Annotated in this window: 11 protein-coding genes; 9 read left to right on the top strand and 2 right to left on the bottom strand. The window is 60.4% G+C overall.

Annotated features, from left to right (window positions below; genetic code table 11):
* The first annotated feature begins 224 nt into the window (after positions 1-224).
* The 3 genes from QMX98_RS10820 (at position 225) to QMX98_RS10810 (ending at position 7,103) form a co-directional block, all read left to right on the top strand.
* Positions 225-1,256: a histone deacetylase family protein gene (locus QMX98_RS10820; protein WP_221107811.1), complete on the top strand. Its 1,032-nt coding sequence runs from the start codon at positions 225-227 to the stop codon at positions 1,254-1,256.
* Positions 1,257-1,268: 12 nt separating this feature from the next.
* On the top strand, positions 1,269-2,369 hold the full coding sequence (locus QMX98_RS10815; protein WP_010465352.1) for a polyamine ABC transporter substrate-binding protein: 1,101 nt from the start codon (positions 1,269-1,271) through the stop codon (positions 2,367-2,369).
* A 150-nt stretch (positions 2,370-2,519) separates the two neighbouring features.
* On the top strand, positions 2,520-7,103 hold the full coding sequence (locus QMX98_RS10810) for a DUF6543 domain-containing protein (RefSeq protein WP_282410751.1): 4,584 nt from the start codon (positions 2,520-2,522) through the stop codon (positions 7,101-7,103).
* Between the two features lie 132 nt (positions 7,104-7,235).
* Here QMX98_RS10810 and QMX98_RS10805 read toward each other — a convergent pair whose 3' ends face one another.
* Positions 7,236-8,786, bottom strand: a complete 1,551-nt coding sequence (locus tag QMX98_RS10805; protein WP_221107815.1) for a PLP-dependent aminotransferase family protein — start codon at positions 8,784-8,786, stop codon at positions 7,236-7,238.
* 90 nt (positions 8,787-8,876) lie between these two features.
* On the opposite strand from QMX98_RS10805, the gene QMX98_RS10800 reads away from it, so the two are divergent.
* From QMX98_RS10800 to QMX98_RS10790, 3 genes are read left to right on the top strand one after another with little or no spacing between them, the layout of a single operon-like run.
* A complete protein-coding gene (locus QMX98_RS10800; RefSeq protein ID WP_221107817.1) occupies positions 8,877-9,500 on the top strand; it encodes an FMN-binding negative transcriptional regulator in 624 nt (207 codons plus the stop codon).
* 9 nt (positions 9,501-9,509) lie between these two features.
* Positions 9,510-9,956 carry a GNAT family N-acetyltransferase gene (locus tag QMX98_RS10795; protein ID WP_083375434.1) on the top strand — a complete coding sequence of 149 codons (447 nt, stop codon included), beginning with the start codon at positions 9,510-9,512 and terminating at the stop codon, positions 9,954-9,956.
* Positions 9,957-9,973: 17 nt separating this feature from the next.
* Positions 9,974-10,645, top strand: coding sequence for a GNAT family protein (locus QMX98_RS10790; protein ID WP_172791945.1), 672 nt, complete (start codon positions 9,974-9,976; stop codon positions 10,643-10,645).
* Positions 10,646-10,775: 130 nt separating this feature from the next.
* On the opposite strand, the gene QMX98_RS10785 is transcribed toward QMX98_RS10790, so the two are convergent.
* Complete coding sequence (locus QMX98_RS10785) at positions 10,776-11,675, bottom strand: homocysteine S-methyltransferase family protein (RefSeq protein WP_282410750.1); 900 nt, start codon at positions 11,673-11,675, stop codon at positions 10,776-10,778.
* 113 nt (positions 11,676-11,788) lie between these two features.
* Between QMX98_RS10785 and QMX98_RS10780 the strand changes: the two genes are divergently transcribed.
* The 3 genes from QMX98_RS10780 to QMX98_RS10770 all read left to right on the top strand — a co-directional run bounded on the left by QMX98_RS10780 (position 11,789) and on the right by QMX98_RS10770 (position 16,491).
* Positions 11,789-12,610, top strand: a complete 822-nt coding sequence (locus QMX98_RS10780; RefSeq protein ID WP_077748538.1) for an ABC transporter substrate-binding protein — start codon at positions 11,789-11,791, stop codon at positions 12,608-12,610.
* Positions 12,607-13,443 (top strand): amino acid ABC transporter permease, encoded by an 837-nt coding sequence (locus QMX98_RS10775; protein WP_010465367.1) that lies wholly within the window; start codon positions 12,607-12,609, stop codon positions 13,441-13,443. The genes QMX98_RS10780 and QMX98_RS10775 overlap by 4 nt, the downstream gene beginning before the upstream one ends.
* A gap of 84 nt (positions 13,444-13,527) precedes the next feature.
* Positions 13,528-16,491: an autotransporter domain-containing protein gene (locus QMX98_RS10770; protein WP_282410749.1), complete on the top strand. Its 2,964-nt coding sequence runs from the start codon at positions 13,528-13,530 to the stop codon at positions 16,489-16,491.
* The last annotated feature ends 264 nt before the right edge of the window (positions 16,492-16,755 follow it).

Below are 16,755 nucleotides of genomic sequence, written 5' to 3'. Positions count from 1 at the left end.
AGGCTTGCCCGCGAAGGCGTCTTCAAGTACGCCAAACGCTTCGCGGGCAAGCCTCGCTCCAACAGGTGGGTGCCCAACACCGGGGCACTTGCGCGCCAATAAAGGGCGAATTCCGGTCAGATCTTTTGGCCATATCGATCCCCTTTTGGCCTTTCCTGCCGTTCTCCGAATCGCGTTGCGCCGCAAGACTGTGTTCAACCGAATCAGCCTGCGGAGAACAAGAAATGCTGACGATCTACTCGGACGATCACCACCTGCACCACGGCCGTTGTGAATTGATGGACGGGCAACTGATGCCCTGCTTCGAAATGCCCTCGCGTGCCGACCATGTGCTGCAACGCGTGCAAACGCAGAACCTCGGCCCTGTCGAAGCGCCGAAGGATTTCGGCCTCGACCCGATCGCGCGCATCCACAGCCGCGATTACCTCGACTTCTTCAAAGGTGCCTGGGCACGCTGGACCGAATTCAAAACCGACGGCGACTTGCTGCCCTACACCTGGCCAGCCCGCACCTTGCGCCGGATCATCCCCACCAGCCTGCACGGCCAGCTCGGCTATTACAGCTTCGACGGCGGCGCGCCGATCACCGCCGGCACTTGGCAAGCGGCATACAGCGCAGCGCAAGTGGCCCTCACCGCGCAAGCCGCCATCCAGCGCGGCGTTCGCAGTGCCTTTGCCCTGTGCCGTCCACCGGGACACCACGCCGCCAGCGACTTGATGGGCGGTTATTGCTACCTCAACAACGCCGCCATCGCCGCTCAAGCGTTCCTCGATCAAGGCCACAAAAAGATCGCGATCCTCGACGTCGACTACCACCACGGCAACGGCACCCAATCGATTTTCTACGAACGCAGCGATGTGCTGTTCACCTCGATCCACGGCCACCCGGAAGCCGAGTTCCCGTTCTTCCTCGGCTATGAAGACGAGCTCGGCGAAGGGGCCGGTGAAGGCTTCAACTTCAACTACCCTTTGCCGGCTGGCAGCGGCTGGGACCGTTGGAGTGCAGCGCTGGAGCAAGCCTGCAAAGAGATCGAAACATACGGCGCCGACATCGTCGTCGTGTCCTTGGGCGTCGATACGTTCAAGGACGATCCCATCTCCCAGTTCAAGCTCGACAGCCCCGATTACCTGGCCATGGGCGCGCGCATCGCGAAACTCGGCAAGCCGACGCTGTTCGTGATGGAAGGCGGCTACGCGGTAGAAGAAATCGGCATCAATGCCGTGAACGTTCTCGAAGGTTTTGAAAGCGCCCAATGAGGAATTAGAACAATGAACAGACTCACGCGTTTTATCGCACCGGTACTGTGCGCCACGGTACTCGGTGGCGCCGCCCACGCTGAAGAGCGAACGTTGCGCGTCTACAACTGGTTCGACTACATCACTCCCAAGGCGCTGGAAGACTTCAAGGCGCAGAACACCCAGACCAAACTGGTCTACGACATCTTCGACACCAACGAAGCACTTGAGGCCAAGCTGCTGACCGGTAACTCCGGCTACGACGTGGTGGTGCCCTCCAACGTGTTCCTCGCCAAGCAGATCGAAGCCGGCGTGTTCCAGCCCCTGGACCGTAGCAAGTTGCCGAACTGGAACCACCTCGATCCGAAGCTGATGAAGCTGCTCGAAGGCAACGACCCGGGCAACAAATTCGCCGTGCCGTACATGTACGGGACCATCCTGATCGGCTTCAACCCGGACAAAGTCAAAGCCGCGCTGGGCGACAAGGCGCCGGTGGACAGCTGGGACCTGATCTTCAAGGAAGAGAACATCAGCAAGCTCAAGCAGTGCGGCGTCGCCCTGCTCGACTCGCCGTCGGAAATCCTGCCCCTGGCCCTGCAACACCTCGGCCTGGACCCTAACAGCAAGAAGCCGGCGGACTACGAAAAAGCTGAAGCGCTGTTGATGAAAATCCGTCCGTACATCACCTACTTCCACTCCTCCAAATACATGGCGGACATTGCCAACGGCGACATCTGCGTCGCGGTCGGTTATTCCGGCAGCTTCTCCCAGGCCGCCAACCGCGCCAAGGAAGCCAAAAATGGTGTGGTCGTCGATATGCGCCTGCCCAAGGAAGGCGCGCCGATCTGGTTCGACATGCTCGCAATCCCCAAAGGCGCGAAGAACCCGGAAGACGCCTACACCTTCATCAACTACCTGCTGCAACCCCAGGTGATTGCACCCGTCAGCGATTTCGTCGGCTACCCGAACCCGAACAAGGACGCCACGGAACTGGTCGACCCGGCGATCCGCAACAACCCGAACCTGTACCCGACCGAAACCGCGATGGGTACGCTGTACACCCTGCAACCGTTGCCGCGCGATGCCGAACGCGCGCGGACCCGGGCCTGGACCAAGATCAAGTCCGGGACCTGATACCCGACCGAAAACCGAAGACCCGCGGCGACGCGGGTTTTTTTTGCCTGCGATATTTATGTACCACCCGACACGGGTGGCCGCCCGATACCTTCTCCCGATTCCGCGCTGCGCAATCAGCAGCGGCGCGCTCTCAGTCAGGAGACGACCATGTCCGAAACCGTTGCCCCGAGTGCAGAAGAGCTACTGACCCAACTGGTCACCGGCCCCTCGATCAGAGAAGTCGCAGCGGCCGCGCTGAGTCCTGCGCTCAACGCGCTGTATCCGCTGTTGAGGATTGACCCGACACTCGCCACGGTCGTCACCCCGACCTGGGTCGATACCGGCACCGAGGTAGTGCCCGGCCCCAACGTGTTTGAATCGCTCACCGATGTGTTGGTACGACTCGGTTTGTCAGGATCGACGGTGACGCTCATCGATGGAGAACACTTCCTGACCCTGCAACCGGGCGCGGAACCGCAGGCTCAACTGCCGGTGAAAATCGATGCCATCGGCTGCCTGCTCAATGCGCTCGCACCGCAGTTGTTTATCGCCTATCAGCAACAGCAGCTTGATTACTGGAACCAGGAGACAAGCCCTTCGACGCCGCGCTGGCATTCGCTCGCGAAATCGCTGCAGGACATCTGGAGCCCGGATCCCGCCTCGGACTGGGATGCGGATGAAAAAGCCATGGCCCAGGCCATCTTCGATCATCCGGATCGCGCAACTCGGACACAGGACAAATACCTGACCAAGGCCTGCCTGATCGACACCGATCGGCTTGAGAACGCCGTCAGCGAACACCTGCGCGTTCTGGATATCGCCGTGTTCGTGGGCACATCGGGCACGCGCACCTTGGTGCTGACGCACTCGATAGCCGAAGGGTTCAAGCGTTACGACTCGGTTGCCGCGCTGGGTGAAGCCGTGTTCAAACACCCTGGAACGTCAAGCCTTGAGCAGACCCTGCAATGGCGTCTGTATGAGCCCGAGGGCAACTTCTTTCACCACCAGGCCTGCGCGCTGATTGCGCTCGAGGTCGAAGCCATCGGTGCATTCGGTGCGGTCCAGCGCGCGTCTGCCACACCTCTTTCGCCACAAATCAGTGCGGCGGCAAAAAGCTTCACTGAATTTGAAGCCCTGCCATCGTCACGCTTCAACAGGGTTCAGGGGTTGCTGACCGACTGGCTGAAAAACGCTTCGTCGGCGGACCTCTCCCGCTACAGCCGACACTTGATGGACCTGGCACAGCTGCGGGAACAGGACGCCGGAAAAACCTTCGACGAGGACATCGCGTCACTGCCGGCGTTTGCGCTGCAGACCCTGCGAGAGCAGATGATCAAGGATCATCCCGCGGCAGCGGACCTGGACCTGCAAGACATTGAAATCAGCATCACCAGCGTCGTGGTGCTCGGCGCTGTCGTGATACCCGGCAAGACGCAGACCACCACGCTATCGCTGATCGAGCTGGCGCTGCAAAACCTGATTGCCATTCCGCTGGGAAACAAGACGGTAAACTGCAAAAACGGCGACGCAGTGCCCATCTGGATGACCCCTGCCTATCTTGAAAAGCTCGTCACACAGGTCAATATCGGTGGGGTTTACCCGGCGCTGATCAAGCGCAAGTTGCTTGACGACCCGGCAGAAACGTTGCGACGACAGACGCTCTACACCCGCCATCTGCGTATCCAGCTGCCCTTGCAGGCGCTGCAACAGAAGATGCGCGGCGAGGCGGGTATTGATGAACGTGGTTACCAGTACGTTAACGCCGTCATGCTGGAAAACGCTGCCGACCGCAGGGTAAACGGGCAGGAGATTGTCATTCGACCGCTGGCCTTTATGACCGGTGATCGCGCCAGCAGCCAAGGCGATGAAGTCGCCAACATGTTCGTCATCGGCCCCAGGCTCACCGATCAAGGACCGTGCCTGCTCTACCGACCATTGCTCACCCCCTCGTTGATGCAATACCCGAGCGAGGCCAATCTGCTGTATGCCATCAAACACGAAAAATCACTTCGCCAATCGATCCTGGCCTGGCTGTCCGACGATGTTCGGTTCAACTATTCCCAGTATGTGTTCTCGGGTGAGTTGCCTTCGGTCTGGACGTTGACCCAATTGCTGGTCGATCCCACGTCAGCCCTGGGCAAGATGGGCACGGTGACGCTCAGTGCAGCAGCCCTTGATGACACGCCGCTGGCCGCCCTGTTCAAGGCCAACGCCAACGCCATGATTACCTTGGCGGACCAACAATCGGTGTCCAATGCGCAAGCCCGCTGGGCAACACTCAAGCAAGGCACATGGATGCTGTTCAATGTCGCGCTGCCCTTTCTTGGTCGCACCGCCGGGGTGGCTGCGTGGATCTGGCAGATCATGGACGACTTGCAGGACATTACCGAGGCCGCTGAGAACGATGACAGCTCACTCGCCTGGTCCGCCCTGACCGATCTGCTGTTGACCCTCGGCATGGTGCTGGCTCATCGCGCTGCCACTCGCAACAAACCCGTCTCGCGGTTGCCCGAGAAGGTCGAGTCGCCACGCGTCATACCCGAAAGCAAGCCTGCGCACACCATCACGGTGAGTCATCTGCCCGACCTCAATCAGCCTCCACCCTCCCATGAGGTAGCGATGCACGCCATCGCCACGCTGCCGCCTTCATCCCTGGGCGTCTTGCTTGATGAACTGGCCGTCGCCGAACCCAAAGGGATGGCCGCCGCCTCCAGCGAGCCCGGCCTTCGCCAACACCTCGGTTCGCTCAAGGGAAAATGGTATGCGAAGGTTGGCCAGCGATGGTTCGAGGTCACCCTCAACGACAATGACGATGTGCAGATCATTGATTCACGCCGGTCTCCCGCACGCACGGGGCCGTTGCTGATCAAGAACGCCAGGGGTGAATGGTTTATCGATACGCGGCTGAGGCTCAAGGCCGGAGGCAAGGAGAAACAACGGCTGGAGCAACAAAACCGGCAACGCCAGGCTGAACTGAAACAGCAAATGATCGCGTTCGAAAGCCAGACCCAAAGCCGCGAAACAGAGCTCAAGGAAGCTCAAAAAAACGCCCAGGCGACGACCGCCACCGACACCCATCGCCGCGTGTACCTTGAAATGCTCGACGCGCAGATGTCACTCCTCAGCACCAACATGGAACAGATGAAAGCCTTCAATGCTCGCGAGGCGATTCCCAATTACCGAAAAGCAATGATCAGTCGCCTGGATTTCCAGCTATCGCTGCTGCAAAGATGGTTCGTTCAACAGCAGTCGGTTTTCGGCAATCAAATGCGCTTTTCCCTCGATCTTCTCGACAACCCGTCAACGGAAAATACACAGACCACCCGGCAAATCCATCAACTCACCGGCGAGTTGACCGCCAGCTACATCAATAAAATCGAGTCGGCACAGGCGTGCTTCGAGCAACTGAACCTGCTCGGCAAAGAAGCCATCGAAGTTATCCGCGACGTTAAAGCCAACATGCCGTCGTTCGATTTAAAGGACCTCAAACTGTTTCAGATCACACTCGGCCAGGAGTTGTGCCTCGACAACAGCGTTGAGCCCGCACCTGAAGCGCGCCAGGCACTGGAGAGCGTTGTCGAAAATGCAGGCCTTGCGATTCAGGCCTCACTGGACCTGATCGCTGACGAAGAAGTGCTGCACTTGCCGGATCGGATCGACGGGCTCAGCGATCTGGTGGAGCAACTGACGATCACCGACCAGCGCATCGTCGATCTGCCCACGGAGTTTCCCGGTCAGTTCCTGCAACCAGCCCTCGACGTGATGCGCCAACGTCTCGACGGTTTTCAACAGCGCACCGTGAAACACCTGGCGAGCTTGCTGCGGGAGCGCCAGGCGCTCGAGCCGCTACCCGGCCCTTCCCGTCCACCGACCGCGCCCGCCAAGCGAATCATCAAGACCCGCTACAAAGGTACTGTGGTGGGCCAGCCTCGTGCCGACTCCATGACACACGGTTCAGAACTGATCGACGTGACCTCGGCGTTGACCGGTAAAGTCATCTCGACTTTTCATGAGAAAACCCCGGGGGTCTGGGTTGAAAGAGTGGCCCCGCCACCGGTTTCCGCCGTCGTTCACCAACCCGACTTGAGTGCAAGCACCGCTCAAGGGCAGGCGTTGCTGGAGGGATTGGAAGCGTTCATTCGTCGAACGCAAGCCCATTCAAAAGGGATGCGTCGAATCCCCGTGGAAATAGAGGAGATGTTTCATCAGCAGGCTCACCGGCTGCAGGACGCCGCCAGCGCAATCGACGCAGCGTTGGTCGCGACCAATGCCACCGAGGGCGGTCCGGGATCCGTCGTCGTTTTGGTCAAGCAGCTAAACGACGCGGCGACCAAGCTGTATAACCAGGGACGCGTCACGCGAATCAGCATGACCAAACTACAGCCGCCGACAGCGGAGCGCGTCCGCTGGCTGCAAAGCGAAGGTCAGGTCGACATCGTCAAGAATCCCGGCCGACGCTTGCTCAAAAGCCGTAAACGAGACTATCTCGAGGAATATGAGGTCCGCGATCACAGCAACCAAAGTGTTCTGTGGTATGCCCACTTTCACTATGCGGAGCCCGCTTCACCTGCACAAGCCTTCACCGCGGCACACCTGAAAACCGTGCAACAACGACTGCTGGGTGGCGCATCCGAGTCCCGCCACGCCAACGACGACCTCCAGGCGATCTCAATCTACCGCAGCGAAATCAGTCCGCAACTGGCGACGTCCCTGTTCTTCGCAAAAGTACCGGCCTCGGCCTCAGGGTCATAAACCGTACTGAACCCGAGACCTGCATTCGCGGGTCTTTTTTTACCCGCGATATCTATCTACCACCTCCAGTGGCCGACGCCTGATTACCGTCGATGCACCAAGAGGCTTTCCCGGCCTCGTCATTGCCCCCACCTAAGGACGCCAGACCTTTTCCAGTCGCCCGAGCGCGGCGCTGATGGCCGCCTCGGGCACCGCCGCGAAACCCAGGACCAGCCCCGCGCGCTGGTCCACTGGTTCTGTCGAATTCGGCAGCCAGTATCCGCTCAGGGCATTGATCTCGACGTCGACACTCGCCGCCTGTTCTACCAGCTCGCGCTCGCGGGCCTGTGAGTCGACCGCCACGGTCAGATGCAGCCCTGCCGCGACACTCGGCAGGCTGCCGACGCCGGGAATATTCCGCGGCCAACCGGCCAGCAAGGTATTGCGCCGGCTCAGGGCCGCGCGACGCATGCGGCGGATATGCCGCTGGAAATGCCCGGCAGCCATGAACTCGGCCATGACCGCTTGGGTACTGACCTCGGAGTGCCGGACGTCCACCGCTCGCCGTTGCGAGAACGCCTGCACCAGCGTTGGCGGCAATACCAGGTAACCCAGGCGCAGCGCCGGGAAGGCAACTTTGCCAAACGTCCCGACGTACAAAACCCGGCCCTGCCGGTCGAGTGCGGCCAACGGGGCCAGTGGCGCGCCGCTGTAGCGGTATTCGCCATCGTAGTCGTCCTCGACGATCCAGCCTTGGGTACGTTCGGCCCAGGCCAGTAACTCAAGACGTCGCGCCAGGCTCATCACCACCCCGGTCGGGTATTGATGCGACGGCGTGACATACGCCAGTCGACAATCGCTGAGGCCATTCAATTCGTGGCAGTCGATGCCCTCACTGTCCACCGCCACGCCATGCAATCGCGCACCGGCCACGGCGAAGGCATGACCTGCCGCCCGATACCCCGGATTCTCGATCGCCACCCCATCGCCCGGTTCCACCAGCAGCTGTGCACAAAGGCTAATCCCCTGCTGCGCGCCGCTGGTGATCACTATTTGCTCAGCCGAACACTGCATCCCTCGTGAACTGCGCAAATACGCGGCGATCATGCCGCGCAAACGCTCGTCCCCCGCCGGATCGCCATAACACAGTTGCTGTAAATCCGGTTTACGCCAGAAAGCGGCATTCAGCTTGGCCCAGACCTCGAAAGGAAACAGATCGAACGCCGGAACACCCACCCGAAAAGCCCGCGGCGGACCGCTCGGCGGCAGGGCCAAATGGTTCTTTTCTACGCGCCCCAACGCGCCACTGTGGATAACTTTACTGGATGAAATCACAGGTAAATCCAGCCAATTTGTGGATAAGGCTGTGGGTAACCCTGTTGACAACCCTGTGGATACTTTTGTGGATAATTTTTTTCCGGATGCCGCGGTTTGAGGCAATTGCGCGACGTAAGTCCCGTCACCGACACGCCCTTCGATAAACCCCTCGGCATAGAGCTGGTCGTAGGCCCGCACCACACTGTTGCGGGAAATTGCCAACGCCGCCGCCAGATCCCGGGTGGCCGGCAATCGCGTGCCACCGGCCAGTCGTCCGTCGAGCACCCGCAGGCGCAAGGCCTGATAGAGCTGGCGACTCAGACCTTGGCGACGGTCGAGTTCGATACCCGCGGGGTTGAAGGACAATGAAAGCGACGTCTCGCTCATGACAATGGACCTATGAAATTGGTCATTAATGGCTCTTACAACAGACCAATAGCCTGCCTAGGATGGATGCATTCGCCAAGGAATATTTCCATGTACAACCCCAGCGGCTTTGCCATCAAAGATTTGCATGAACTGCAGCAGCAGATAATCGACACGCGTCTCGCGATGGTGGTCACCCACGGCGAGCAAGGTTTGCAAGCCAGTCATCTGCCGCTGTTATTCAATCCTGAGCAGGGCCCGAATGGCACCCTCTACGGCCACTTCGCCCGGGGCAATCCCCAGTGGAAGGAACTGCAGAACGGCGCCGAAGCCCTGGTGATTTTTACCGGTGCCGACGCTTATGTCAGCCCGGGGTTTTACCCGAGCAAAGCCGAGCACGGCAAAGTCGTGCCGACCTGGAACTACGTCGCCGTGCACGCTTACGGAACCGCCGACGTGTTCACCGATGCCGATCGCCTGCTCAACCTGGTGAGTGCGCTGACCGATCGTCACGAAGCAAGTCGCCAGCAGCCGTGGAAAGTCACCGACGCGCCCGCCGACTACATCGACGGCATGCTCAAAGCCATCGTCGGGTTTGCCCTGCCGATCCAGCGCCTGGAAGGCAAGCGCAAGCTCAGTCAGAACCGCAGCGCTGCAGACATCGCCGGTGTGCGCGAGGGGCTCGCCGCCAGCCCTGATGTGCATGACCAGGCCCTCGCCCACTTGATGCGTTAAGGAATGAACATGAGTCAGATTGAAATTCGCCCGGTCAGCGCAGACGATCACGCCGCCTGGCTGCCGCTGTGGCAAGCCTACCTGCGCTTCTACAACACCGAATTGCCCGAGGCGGTCACGGACAGCACCTGGCAGCGCATGCTCGACCCGAATGAACCGACTCACTCGGCGTTGGCCTGGGTCGATGGCAAGGCGGTCGGCATGGTGAACTTCATCTACCATCGCTCGAACTGGAGTATCGAAAACTCCTGCTACCTTCAAGACTTGTTGGTAACGCCGCAAACCCGGGGCACCGGCATCGGCCGCAAGCTCATCGAATTTGTGTACGCCACCGCCAAAGCGGATGGTTGCTGCAAGGTCCACTGGCTGACCCACGAAACCAACGCCACCGCGATCCAGCTCTACGAGCGCATCGCAGAACGCCCCGGTTTCATCCAGTTTCGCAAAGCCCTTTAAGGTTCAAGGAGAACACTATGTCGACTTCACTCGCAGACTGGAAAGGCGCCCCGGCGCCGTCGGTTCAAACCATCGAAGGGCGTTTCATCCGCCTGGAAAAACTCGACCCGTCGCGTCACGCCGAGGGTTTATGGAAAGCCCTGCAAGGCCCGGGATCAGACCCGAAACTCTGGGACTATCTGCCTTACGGTCCTTTCCCGGAGCGCAGCGCTTTCAATGATTGGCTGAACAACCATGCGGCCAACAGCGACCCGTATTTCTTCAGCGTGATCGACCGTGCCAGCGGTGATGTACAGGGCCTCCTGAGTCTGATGTCGATCGTCCCGGCCCAAGGTCGCATCGAAATCGGCCACGTCACCTTCGGCGCGCCGATGCAGCGTTCGCCGAAAAGCACCGAGGCCGTTTACTTACTGGCCAAGGAATCCTTTGCACTGGGCTACCGGCGCCTGGAGTGGAAATGCAATAACGGCAACGCCCGCTCCAAGTACGCGGCCGAGCGGCTGGGGTTCAGCTTTGAAGGCGTGTTCCGTCAGCACATGGTGGTCAAGGGACAGAACCGGGATACGGCGTGGTATTCGATTCTGGATTCAGAATGGCCGGCGATTGGTGCGGGGTTTGAGCGGTGGCTATCCGATGAAAACCAGACGGAGTCCGGGCAGGTGAAAACACTGGCTGAATGCCGCGGTTAATTCGTCGACTGTACTGACGTTTTCGCGAGCGAGCCCGTTCCCACAGGTTCTCGGTTGACCACACTTTTGTGATCAACACATAACCCATGTGGGAGCGGGCTCGCTCCGGGCGGCGTTCCGGCGAATGGCTTCACGCCAATTTTTGCGCAAGCACCGCTATATGCTCAGGCCCAATCCCGCAGCATCCGCCCAAATGACTGGCGCCGCGCGCTTTCCAGTCCGCCGCCCACTGCAGATACCCCGGCGGGTCGAGATCCTCGCGCAACGGGTCCAGACCGTCATTGGCCGTGGCCTCTTTCGGTTGTGGCGGGAACGCATTGGCGTACGCGCCGATGTGAATCTTCACCCCCAAACGCTGAAAGGTTTCCCGCGCCGCATCGATCGCAGCGCCGATCACTTCCGGCTGACTGCAGTTGAACAGCAACACCTCGACGCCCAGTTCAGCCGCCACCGCAGCGGCCTCAGCGACTGGCTCACCGGAACGTAAACGCGGCACTTCGTCCGTGTCCTCATCCTTCAAGGTAAACGAAAGCCAGAACGGCTTTCCGTCCTTGGGCAGGCCGGCGTGTATGGCCCGCGCCTCGACGATGGAGCTCTGTGTTTCGGCTAGCCACAGGTCGACATGAGGTGCTAGCCCCTTGACCAGCGGCGTCAGCAATTCAGTCACCCGAGCAGCGTCAAAAAGGTCTGGGCGATAGGAGCCGAACAACGGTGGCAACGAACCGGCCACACGTACAGCCTTGCCCGAAGCCTCCACCGCCCGCCGCGCCAACTCACCGGCCAGCGCCGCGAGAGCCTGCCCTTCTGCTGCAAAACGCTCTTCGCCGATGTGAAACGGCACCACCGCGTAACTGTTGCTGGTGATCACGCTGGCACCACTTTCGATATAAGCCGCGTGCACCGCCTCTACTGCCTGCGGCGCTTCACTCAAGGCCAGCGCCGCCCATTCGGGCTGCCTGAAGGGCGCTCCAGCGCGCTGCAGTTCACGACCCATACCGCCATCCAGAATTACCGTGCTTCCTGCGCCCATATGCTTTTCACTCATATGCTTATGAAAATAACTCACTACCAAGGTAGTTCTTATAACTATTTAATACGCACCATTCGGTTAATCACAACCACTTTTTTTTTCAGGGATCGACTGTGAAATTTAAACCACTCCTGGCCCTGGGCCTGACGATTCTGGCTGCCTCCACCCAAGCCTTTGGCGGAGCAACGCTGGACCGCATCGAACAGAAGAAAGAACTGGTGGGCGTGTTGATGGAAAGCTATCCACCGTTCTCATTCCTCAACGACCAGAACCAACTCGACGGATTTGACGTCGATGTGGCCAAAGCCGTGGCGGACAAACTGGGCGTCAAACTGCGTCTGGAAACGCCGTCCTGGGACGTCATCGCTGCCGGTCGCTGGAGCGGCCGTTACGACATCTGCGTCTGCTCGATGACGCCGAGCAAGGCACGGGCCGAAGTCTTCGATTTCCCGGTCGAGTACTACGCTTCGCCAGCCGTGATCGTGGTCAATGCCAAGGATGATCGCATTCACAGCGCCAAGGACCTCAGCGGCAAGAAAGTCGGCCTCACCAGCGCCTCCAGCTACGAAAGTTACCTGAATAAAAACCTGGTGATCGAAGGCGCTGAAGACACCCAGTTGCAGTACCCGTTCGAGGATGTGCAAATCGCGCCGTATGACACCGATAACGTGGCGTTCCAGGACCTGGGGCTCGGGGCCGGCGTGCGACTGGATGCGATCCTCACCAACCTCGTCACCGCGCAACCGCGTCTGACCGAAGACAAGCGCTTCAAGCTGGCCGGCGAGCCGCTGTACTCGGAGCCGAACTCGGTGGCCATCGAGAAAGGTGACGCGCAGTGGGACGCCAAGGTGCGTGAGGTCTTTGCGCAACTGAAGCAGGACGGCACCCTGAGCAAGCTCTCGCAAAAATGGATCGGTGCCGACATCAGCCAATGACTTCTTTCCCGACACCTCCTCAGCCACCGCAACCGGTGGCTGAGTCGCGGCTGCAACGAATTTTCGGTTTCCGCACGCGGCTGTATCTGACGTGGGCGGCGATGTTTGGTTTGTTCGCCAGTTTCTTCCTGAGCTTCGACCTGAAGTTCTCGATCATCCTCGACAAACTGCCCAACCTGATCGGCCTGCACCTGGCACCGAACGGCTTCTTGCAAGGCGCGGCGCTGACGCTGTTTCTGTGCCTGGCCTCAATTGTGACGTCGTCGCTGCTGGGTTTCGTCACCGCTCTGGCTCGGCTGTCGAAAAGCGCCGTGGCCTTCGGCATCGCCAGTTTCTACGCCTCGTTCTTTCGCGGCACGCCGCTGCTGATCCAGATCCTGCTGATCTACCTCGGCCTGCCGCAACTGGGCGTCGTTCCAGGCGCAGTCACCGCCGGCATCATCGCCTTGTCGCTTAACTACGGCGCCTACCTGAGCGAAATCTTTCGCGCTGGCATCCTCGGTGTCGCCCATGGACAACGCGAAGCCTCCCTGGCACTGGGCATGCGCGAAACCGTGATCTTCTGGCGCGTCACCCTGCCCCAAGCCATGCGCACCATCATCCCGCCGACCACCAACCAATTCATCTCGATGCTCAAAGACTCGTCGCTGATCTCAGTGATGGGGGTTTGGGAAGTGATGTTCCTGGCGCAATCGTATGGACGGTCGAGCTATCGGTATATCGAGATGCTGACGACGGCGGCGATTATTTACTGGGTGATGTCGATTGGGCTGGAGCTGATTCAGGCAAGGATGGAGCGGCATTACGGGAAGGCGTATTTGAGTCGGAGTTAGGCTGACGGTGCACACGCAGACATCATTCTGTAAAAACCCTCCGCTATACCAGACGGCCCGCTTATAACAAAAAGGCCGTCTCACATGCCCTTCTCCCCCCAGCGCCTGGCACTCAGCATCGCGTTGTTGATCAGCACCGGCGCCCACGCCGCACCCTTCAAGAATGTGCAGATCGACACGCCGACCACCGCTGCACAAACCCTGGGCGGCGCAGACACGCTGACGATTTTAGCGCCGGGCAGCATCACCAACGCTGGCAAGGCAGTGAGCCTGAAAGACGGCACCAGCGGCGTGGGTGTGGTGATCGATAACTCGGGCAGGATCATCTCGACCGGCGGCCGGGCGATCGACAGCAGCGGTGACCTGACTCAGGCACGCAACTACAGCATTTATAATCGCGCGGGTGGGCAGATTCTCGGCTTCAACGACGCGTTGCGCATCGACAGCAACTTCGCCAGCGGCAGCTTGCTGATCGACAACAGCGGCATTATCCGCTCGACCACCGGCCAAGGGCTGGACCTGGATGCGCTGCGCAGTGCCGGGGTCAAAACGACGATCATCAATCGCGCAGGCGGGTTGATTCGCGGGGACGCCAGCGATGGCATGAAGACCGGCGCCAACGCGATAATCACCAACTATGGCGAGATCTCTACCGGCGACGCTCGAATCGCTGACAACAAATTCGACGGTATCGACATCGACACCGCGACCGGCGTGACGGTGACCAACTACGGCAGCATTTCCGGTGGCCGCCATGGCATCACCACTGACCTGGGCGCGACACTCACCAACTACGGTCAAATCACCGGCCGCAATGGCTCGGGCTTCGGCTCCGATGGCGACGGCACCGTCATCAACCACGGCACGATTACCGGTGCTTATTCGGGCCTGCAACCCAATGGCGACGGTGATGGCGTGGACATCGACAAGCTCGCCCACATCGAAAACTACGGCACCATTCAAGGTGTCGGTGCCGGCGGTGTCGACAAGGGGGGGTTCGCCAACGGCAGCGAAGGCATCGCGTTGGGTGGCGGCTATGTGTTGAACGCCAGCGGGGCGCTGATCAGCGGCGCCAACAGCGCCATTTTGGTGGACGACGGCAGCGGCGGTTCGGGCGTGGCCGCGACCACGCTGGAAAACTTCGGCACCATTCAGGGCCTCGACGGATTCGGCGTGAAGTTCGTCGGCGGGTTCGATGACAGCGTGATCAACGGCGGCACGATCAGCGGCAGCAATGGCCTGGCGCTGGACTTGGGTGGCGGCAACGACAACCTGACAGTGCGCAATGGCAGCCGCTTCGTCGGCATGGTCGACGGCGGCAGCGGTGACGACCACGTGGTGATGGACGACGCGGCGGGCGGCCATTTCGGTGCGAGTCGCAACTTCGAATGGCTGGAGGTCAAGCACGGGGCCTGGACGCTGACCGGCAGCGGTGATTTCAGCGAGGGCGGCGCGGTGCGCAATGGTGCAACGCTGATCAACCAGGGCGGCATCGCTGGCACTTTGACCGTCGATGCGGGCGGTGTATACGCAGGTGGTGGTTCGGTCGGCAACTTGCTGGTCAACGGGACGTTACGGACCAACACTCAACTCGGCACAGCAACCATCACCCACGACTTGACCATGGGCAGCGGCGCGACCCTGGCCTACGGCGTCAATGCCGATGGCAGCAGCGCGCCGATCCAGGTCGGCGGCTTAGCCAACCTGAACGGCTCAACCCTGGCGGTGAACCCTGGCAGCGGCACTTATCCGTGGCAGAGCCACTACACCGTCCTGCAAGCCGCGAACATCAACGGCACCTTCGGCAAGGTCACCAGCGACTACGCGTTCATCACGCCGACCCTCGCTTACACCCCGACACAAGTCGACCTGACCTACACGCGCAACGATGTCGCCTTCAACCAATTCGCCGTCACGGGTAACGGCAGCAACGCCGCCAACAGCCTGGCCTCGATGGGCAAAAATAACGCGCTCTACAACGCACTGCTGAACACCACCAGCGCCACGGCCGGCGCGGCGATCGAGCAACTCGCCGGCGCCAGCAACGCTAACCTGACCAGCGCCACCCTCAGCGCCAGCAGCCAGATCGGCAGCAGCATGCTGTCGGCGATGCAGCAAATGGGCGGTGGTCCAGGATTGCTGGTCGGCCTGGATCAGCGCGACACCCCAGTACTCGCCGCCGCTGGCGTTCCCTCTGAAGCCCGCAACCTCAATGACCCGAACGCCCAAGGCCGACTCTGGCTGCAAGCCATCGGTGGCTACGGCAAGCTCGATGGCGAGCATGGCAGCAGCGGCCTGGAGCAGCGCACCAAAGGCAGCGTGCTCGGGGCCGACTGGGCGCTCAATCCGCAATGGCGATTGGGTGTTCTGGGCGGTTATTCGAAAACAGATCTGGATGCCACGGGAGTCGATGGCAATGTCGAGAGCTGGCACGCCGGCGTCTATGCCTTGCGCCAAAGCGGTCCCTTCGTTTTGCGCCTCGGCGCCGCGTACAGCGGTCATCAGGGTGAAAGCAAACGCACGGTGGCCTTCAACGGCTTCAGCGACCGCCCAAAAGGCGATTACGACGCCGACAGCCAGCAGGCCTTCGCCGAACTGGGCTACGCAATGGGCAGCGGTCGACTCAGTGCCGAGCCGTTTGCCAACCTCGGCTACCAGCGTTATCACCGCGACCGCTACCAGGAAAAAGGCGGCGCCGCCGCACTTCAAGTCGACAAACAAACCCAGGACAACTTCAGCAGCACCTTCGGCCTGCGCCTGGCGCACCTGAGTTCGCTGGAGAACGGCATGAGCCTGACGCCCCGTATGACCGCAGGCTGGAAGCACACCTATGGCGATGTCAGTAACTCGACGCGTCAGGCTTTTGTGGTCGGGGGAACGGCGTTCAGCGTTGATGGCAGTTCACTGGACCGTGACAGTCTGGTGCTGGAAGCCGGGCTGGACCTGGGCATTTCGGCGCGGCATTCGGTGGGGATTGGGTACAGCGGAGAGATGGGGAGCAACAGCCGCAATCATGGGGTGATTGGGCAGTGGCAGATGAGTTTCTGATCCGTAAAAAACAGACCAGTCCGGAAAGGTTGTAGGCAAATACTCCGCCGTGTGAAGGCCAATGCACACGTAATCTGCGGAGTAGGATTTTTGCTACAACCGAATTTCCATGGCCCTTCAAAAATGCCGGAAACGCCCGGCATTCAAGGACCAGCGCTCCCTCCTAGAGTTTGACCTTCTCAAAAACAAGGTCAAATTCAATGCCCACGCCGTCCACTTATCGCCCGCATCGACTCGCCCTGGCGATCGCCCTCTCCCTTGGCT

This window comes from Pseudomonas sp. PS02303 (genome assembly GCF_029959925.1).
Taxonomy (GTDB): Bacteria; Pseudomonadota; Gammaproteobacteria; order Pseudomonadales; family Pseudomonadaceae; genus Aquipseudomonas; species Aquipseudomonas mandelii.
This window is presented reverse-complemented; position numbering and strand designations above follow the sequence as displayed.

What these genes read in the sequence shown, in the direction of transcription:
- QMX98_RS10785 (WP_282410750.1), bottom strand. Translation starts at nt 11,675, where the DNA reads ATGGGCGCAGGAAGCACGGTAATTCTGGATGGCGGTATGGGTCGTGAA.
- QMX98_RS10800 (WP_221107817.1), top strand. Translation starts at nt 8,877, where the DNA reads ATGTACAACCCCAGCGGCTTTGCCATCAAAGATTTGCATGAACTGCAG.
- QMX98_RS10770 (WP_282410749.1), top strand. Translation starts at nt 13,528, where the DNA reads ATGCCCTTCTCCCCCCAGCGCCTGGCACTCAGCATCGCGTTGTTGATC.
- QMX98_RS10810 (WP_282410751.1), top strand. Translation starts at nt 2,520, where the DNA reads ATGTCCGAAACCGTTGCCCCGAGTGCAGAAGAGCTACTGACCCAACTG.
- QMX98_RS10795 (WP_083375434.1), top strand. Translation starts at nt 9,510, where the DNA reads ATGAGTCAGATTGAAATTCGCCCGGTCAGCGCAGACGATCACGCCGCC.
- QMX98_RS10815 (WP_010465352.1), top strand. Translation starts at nt 1,269, where the DNA reads ATGAACAGACTCACGCGTTTTATCGCACCGGTACTGTGCGCCACGGTA.
- QMX98_RS10775 (WP_010465367.1), top strand. Translation starts at nt 12,607, where the DNA reads ATGACTTCTTTCCCGACACCTCCTCAGCCACCGCAACCGGTGGCTGAG.
- QMX98_RS10790 (WP_172791945.1), top strand. Translation starts at nt 9,974, where the DNA reads ATGTCGACTTCACTCGCAGACTGGAAAGGCGCCCCGGCGCCGTCGGTT.
- QMX98_RS10820 (WP_221107811.1), top strand. Translation starts at nt 225, where the DNA reads ATGCTGACGATCTACTCGGACGATCACCACCTGCACCACGGCCGTTGT.
- QMX98_RS10805 (WP_221107815.1), bottom strand. Translation starts at nt 8,786, where the DNA reads ATGAGCGAGACGTCGCTTTCATTGTCCTTCAACCCCGCGGGTATCGAA.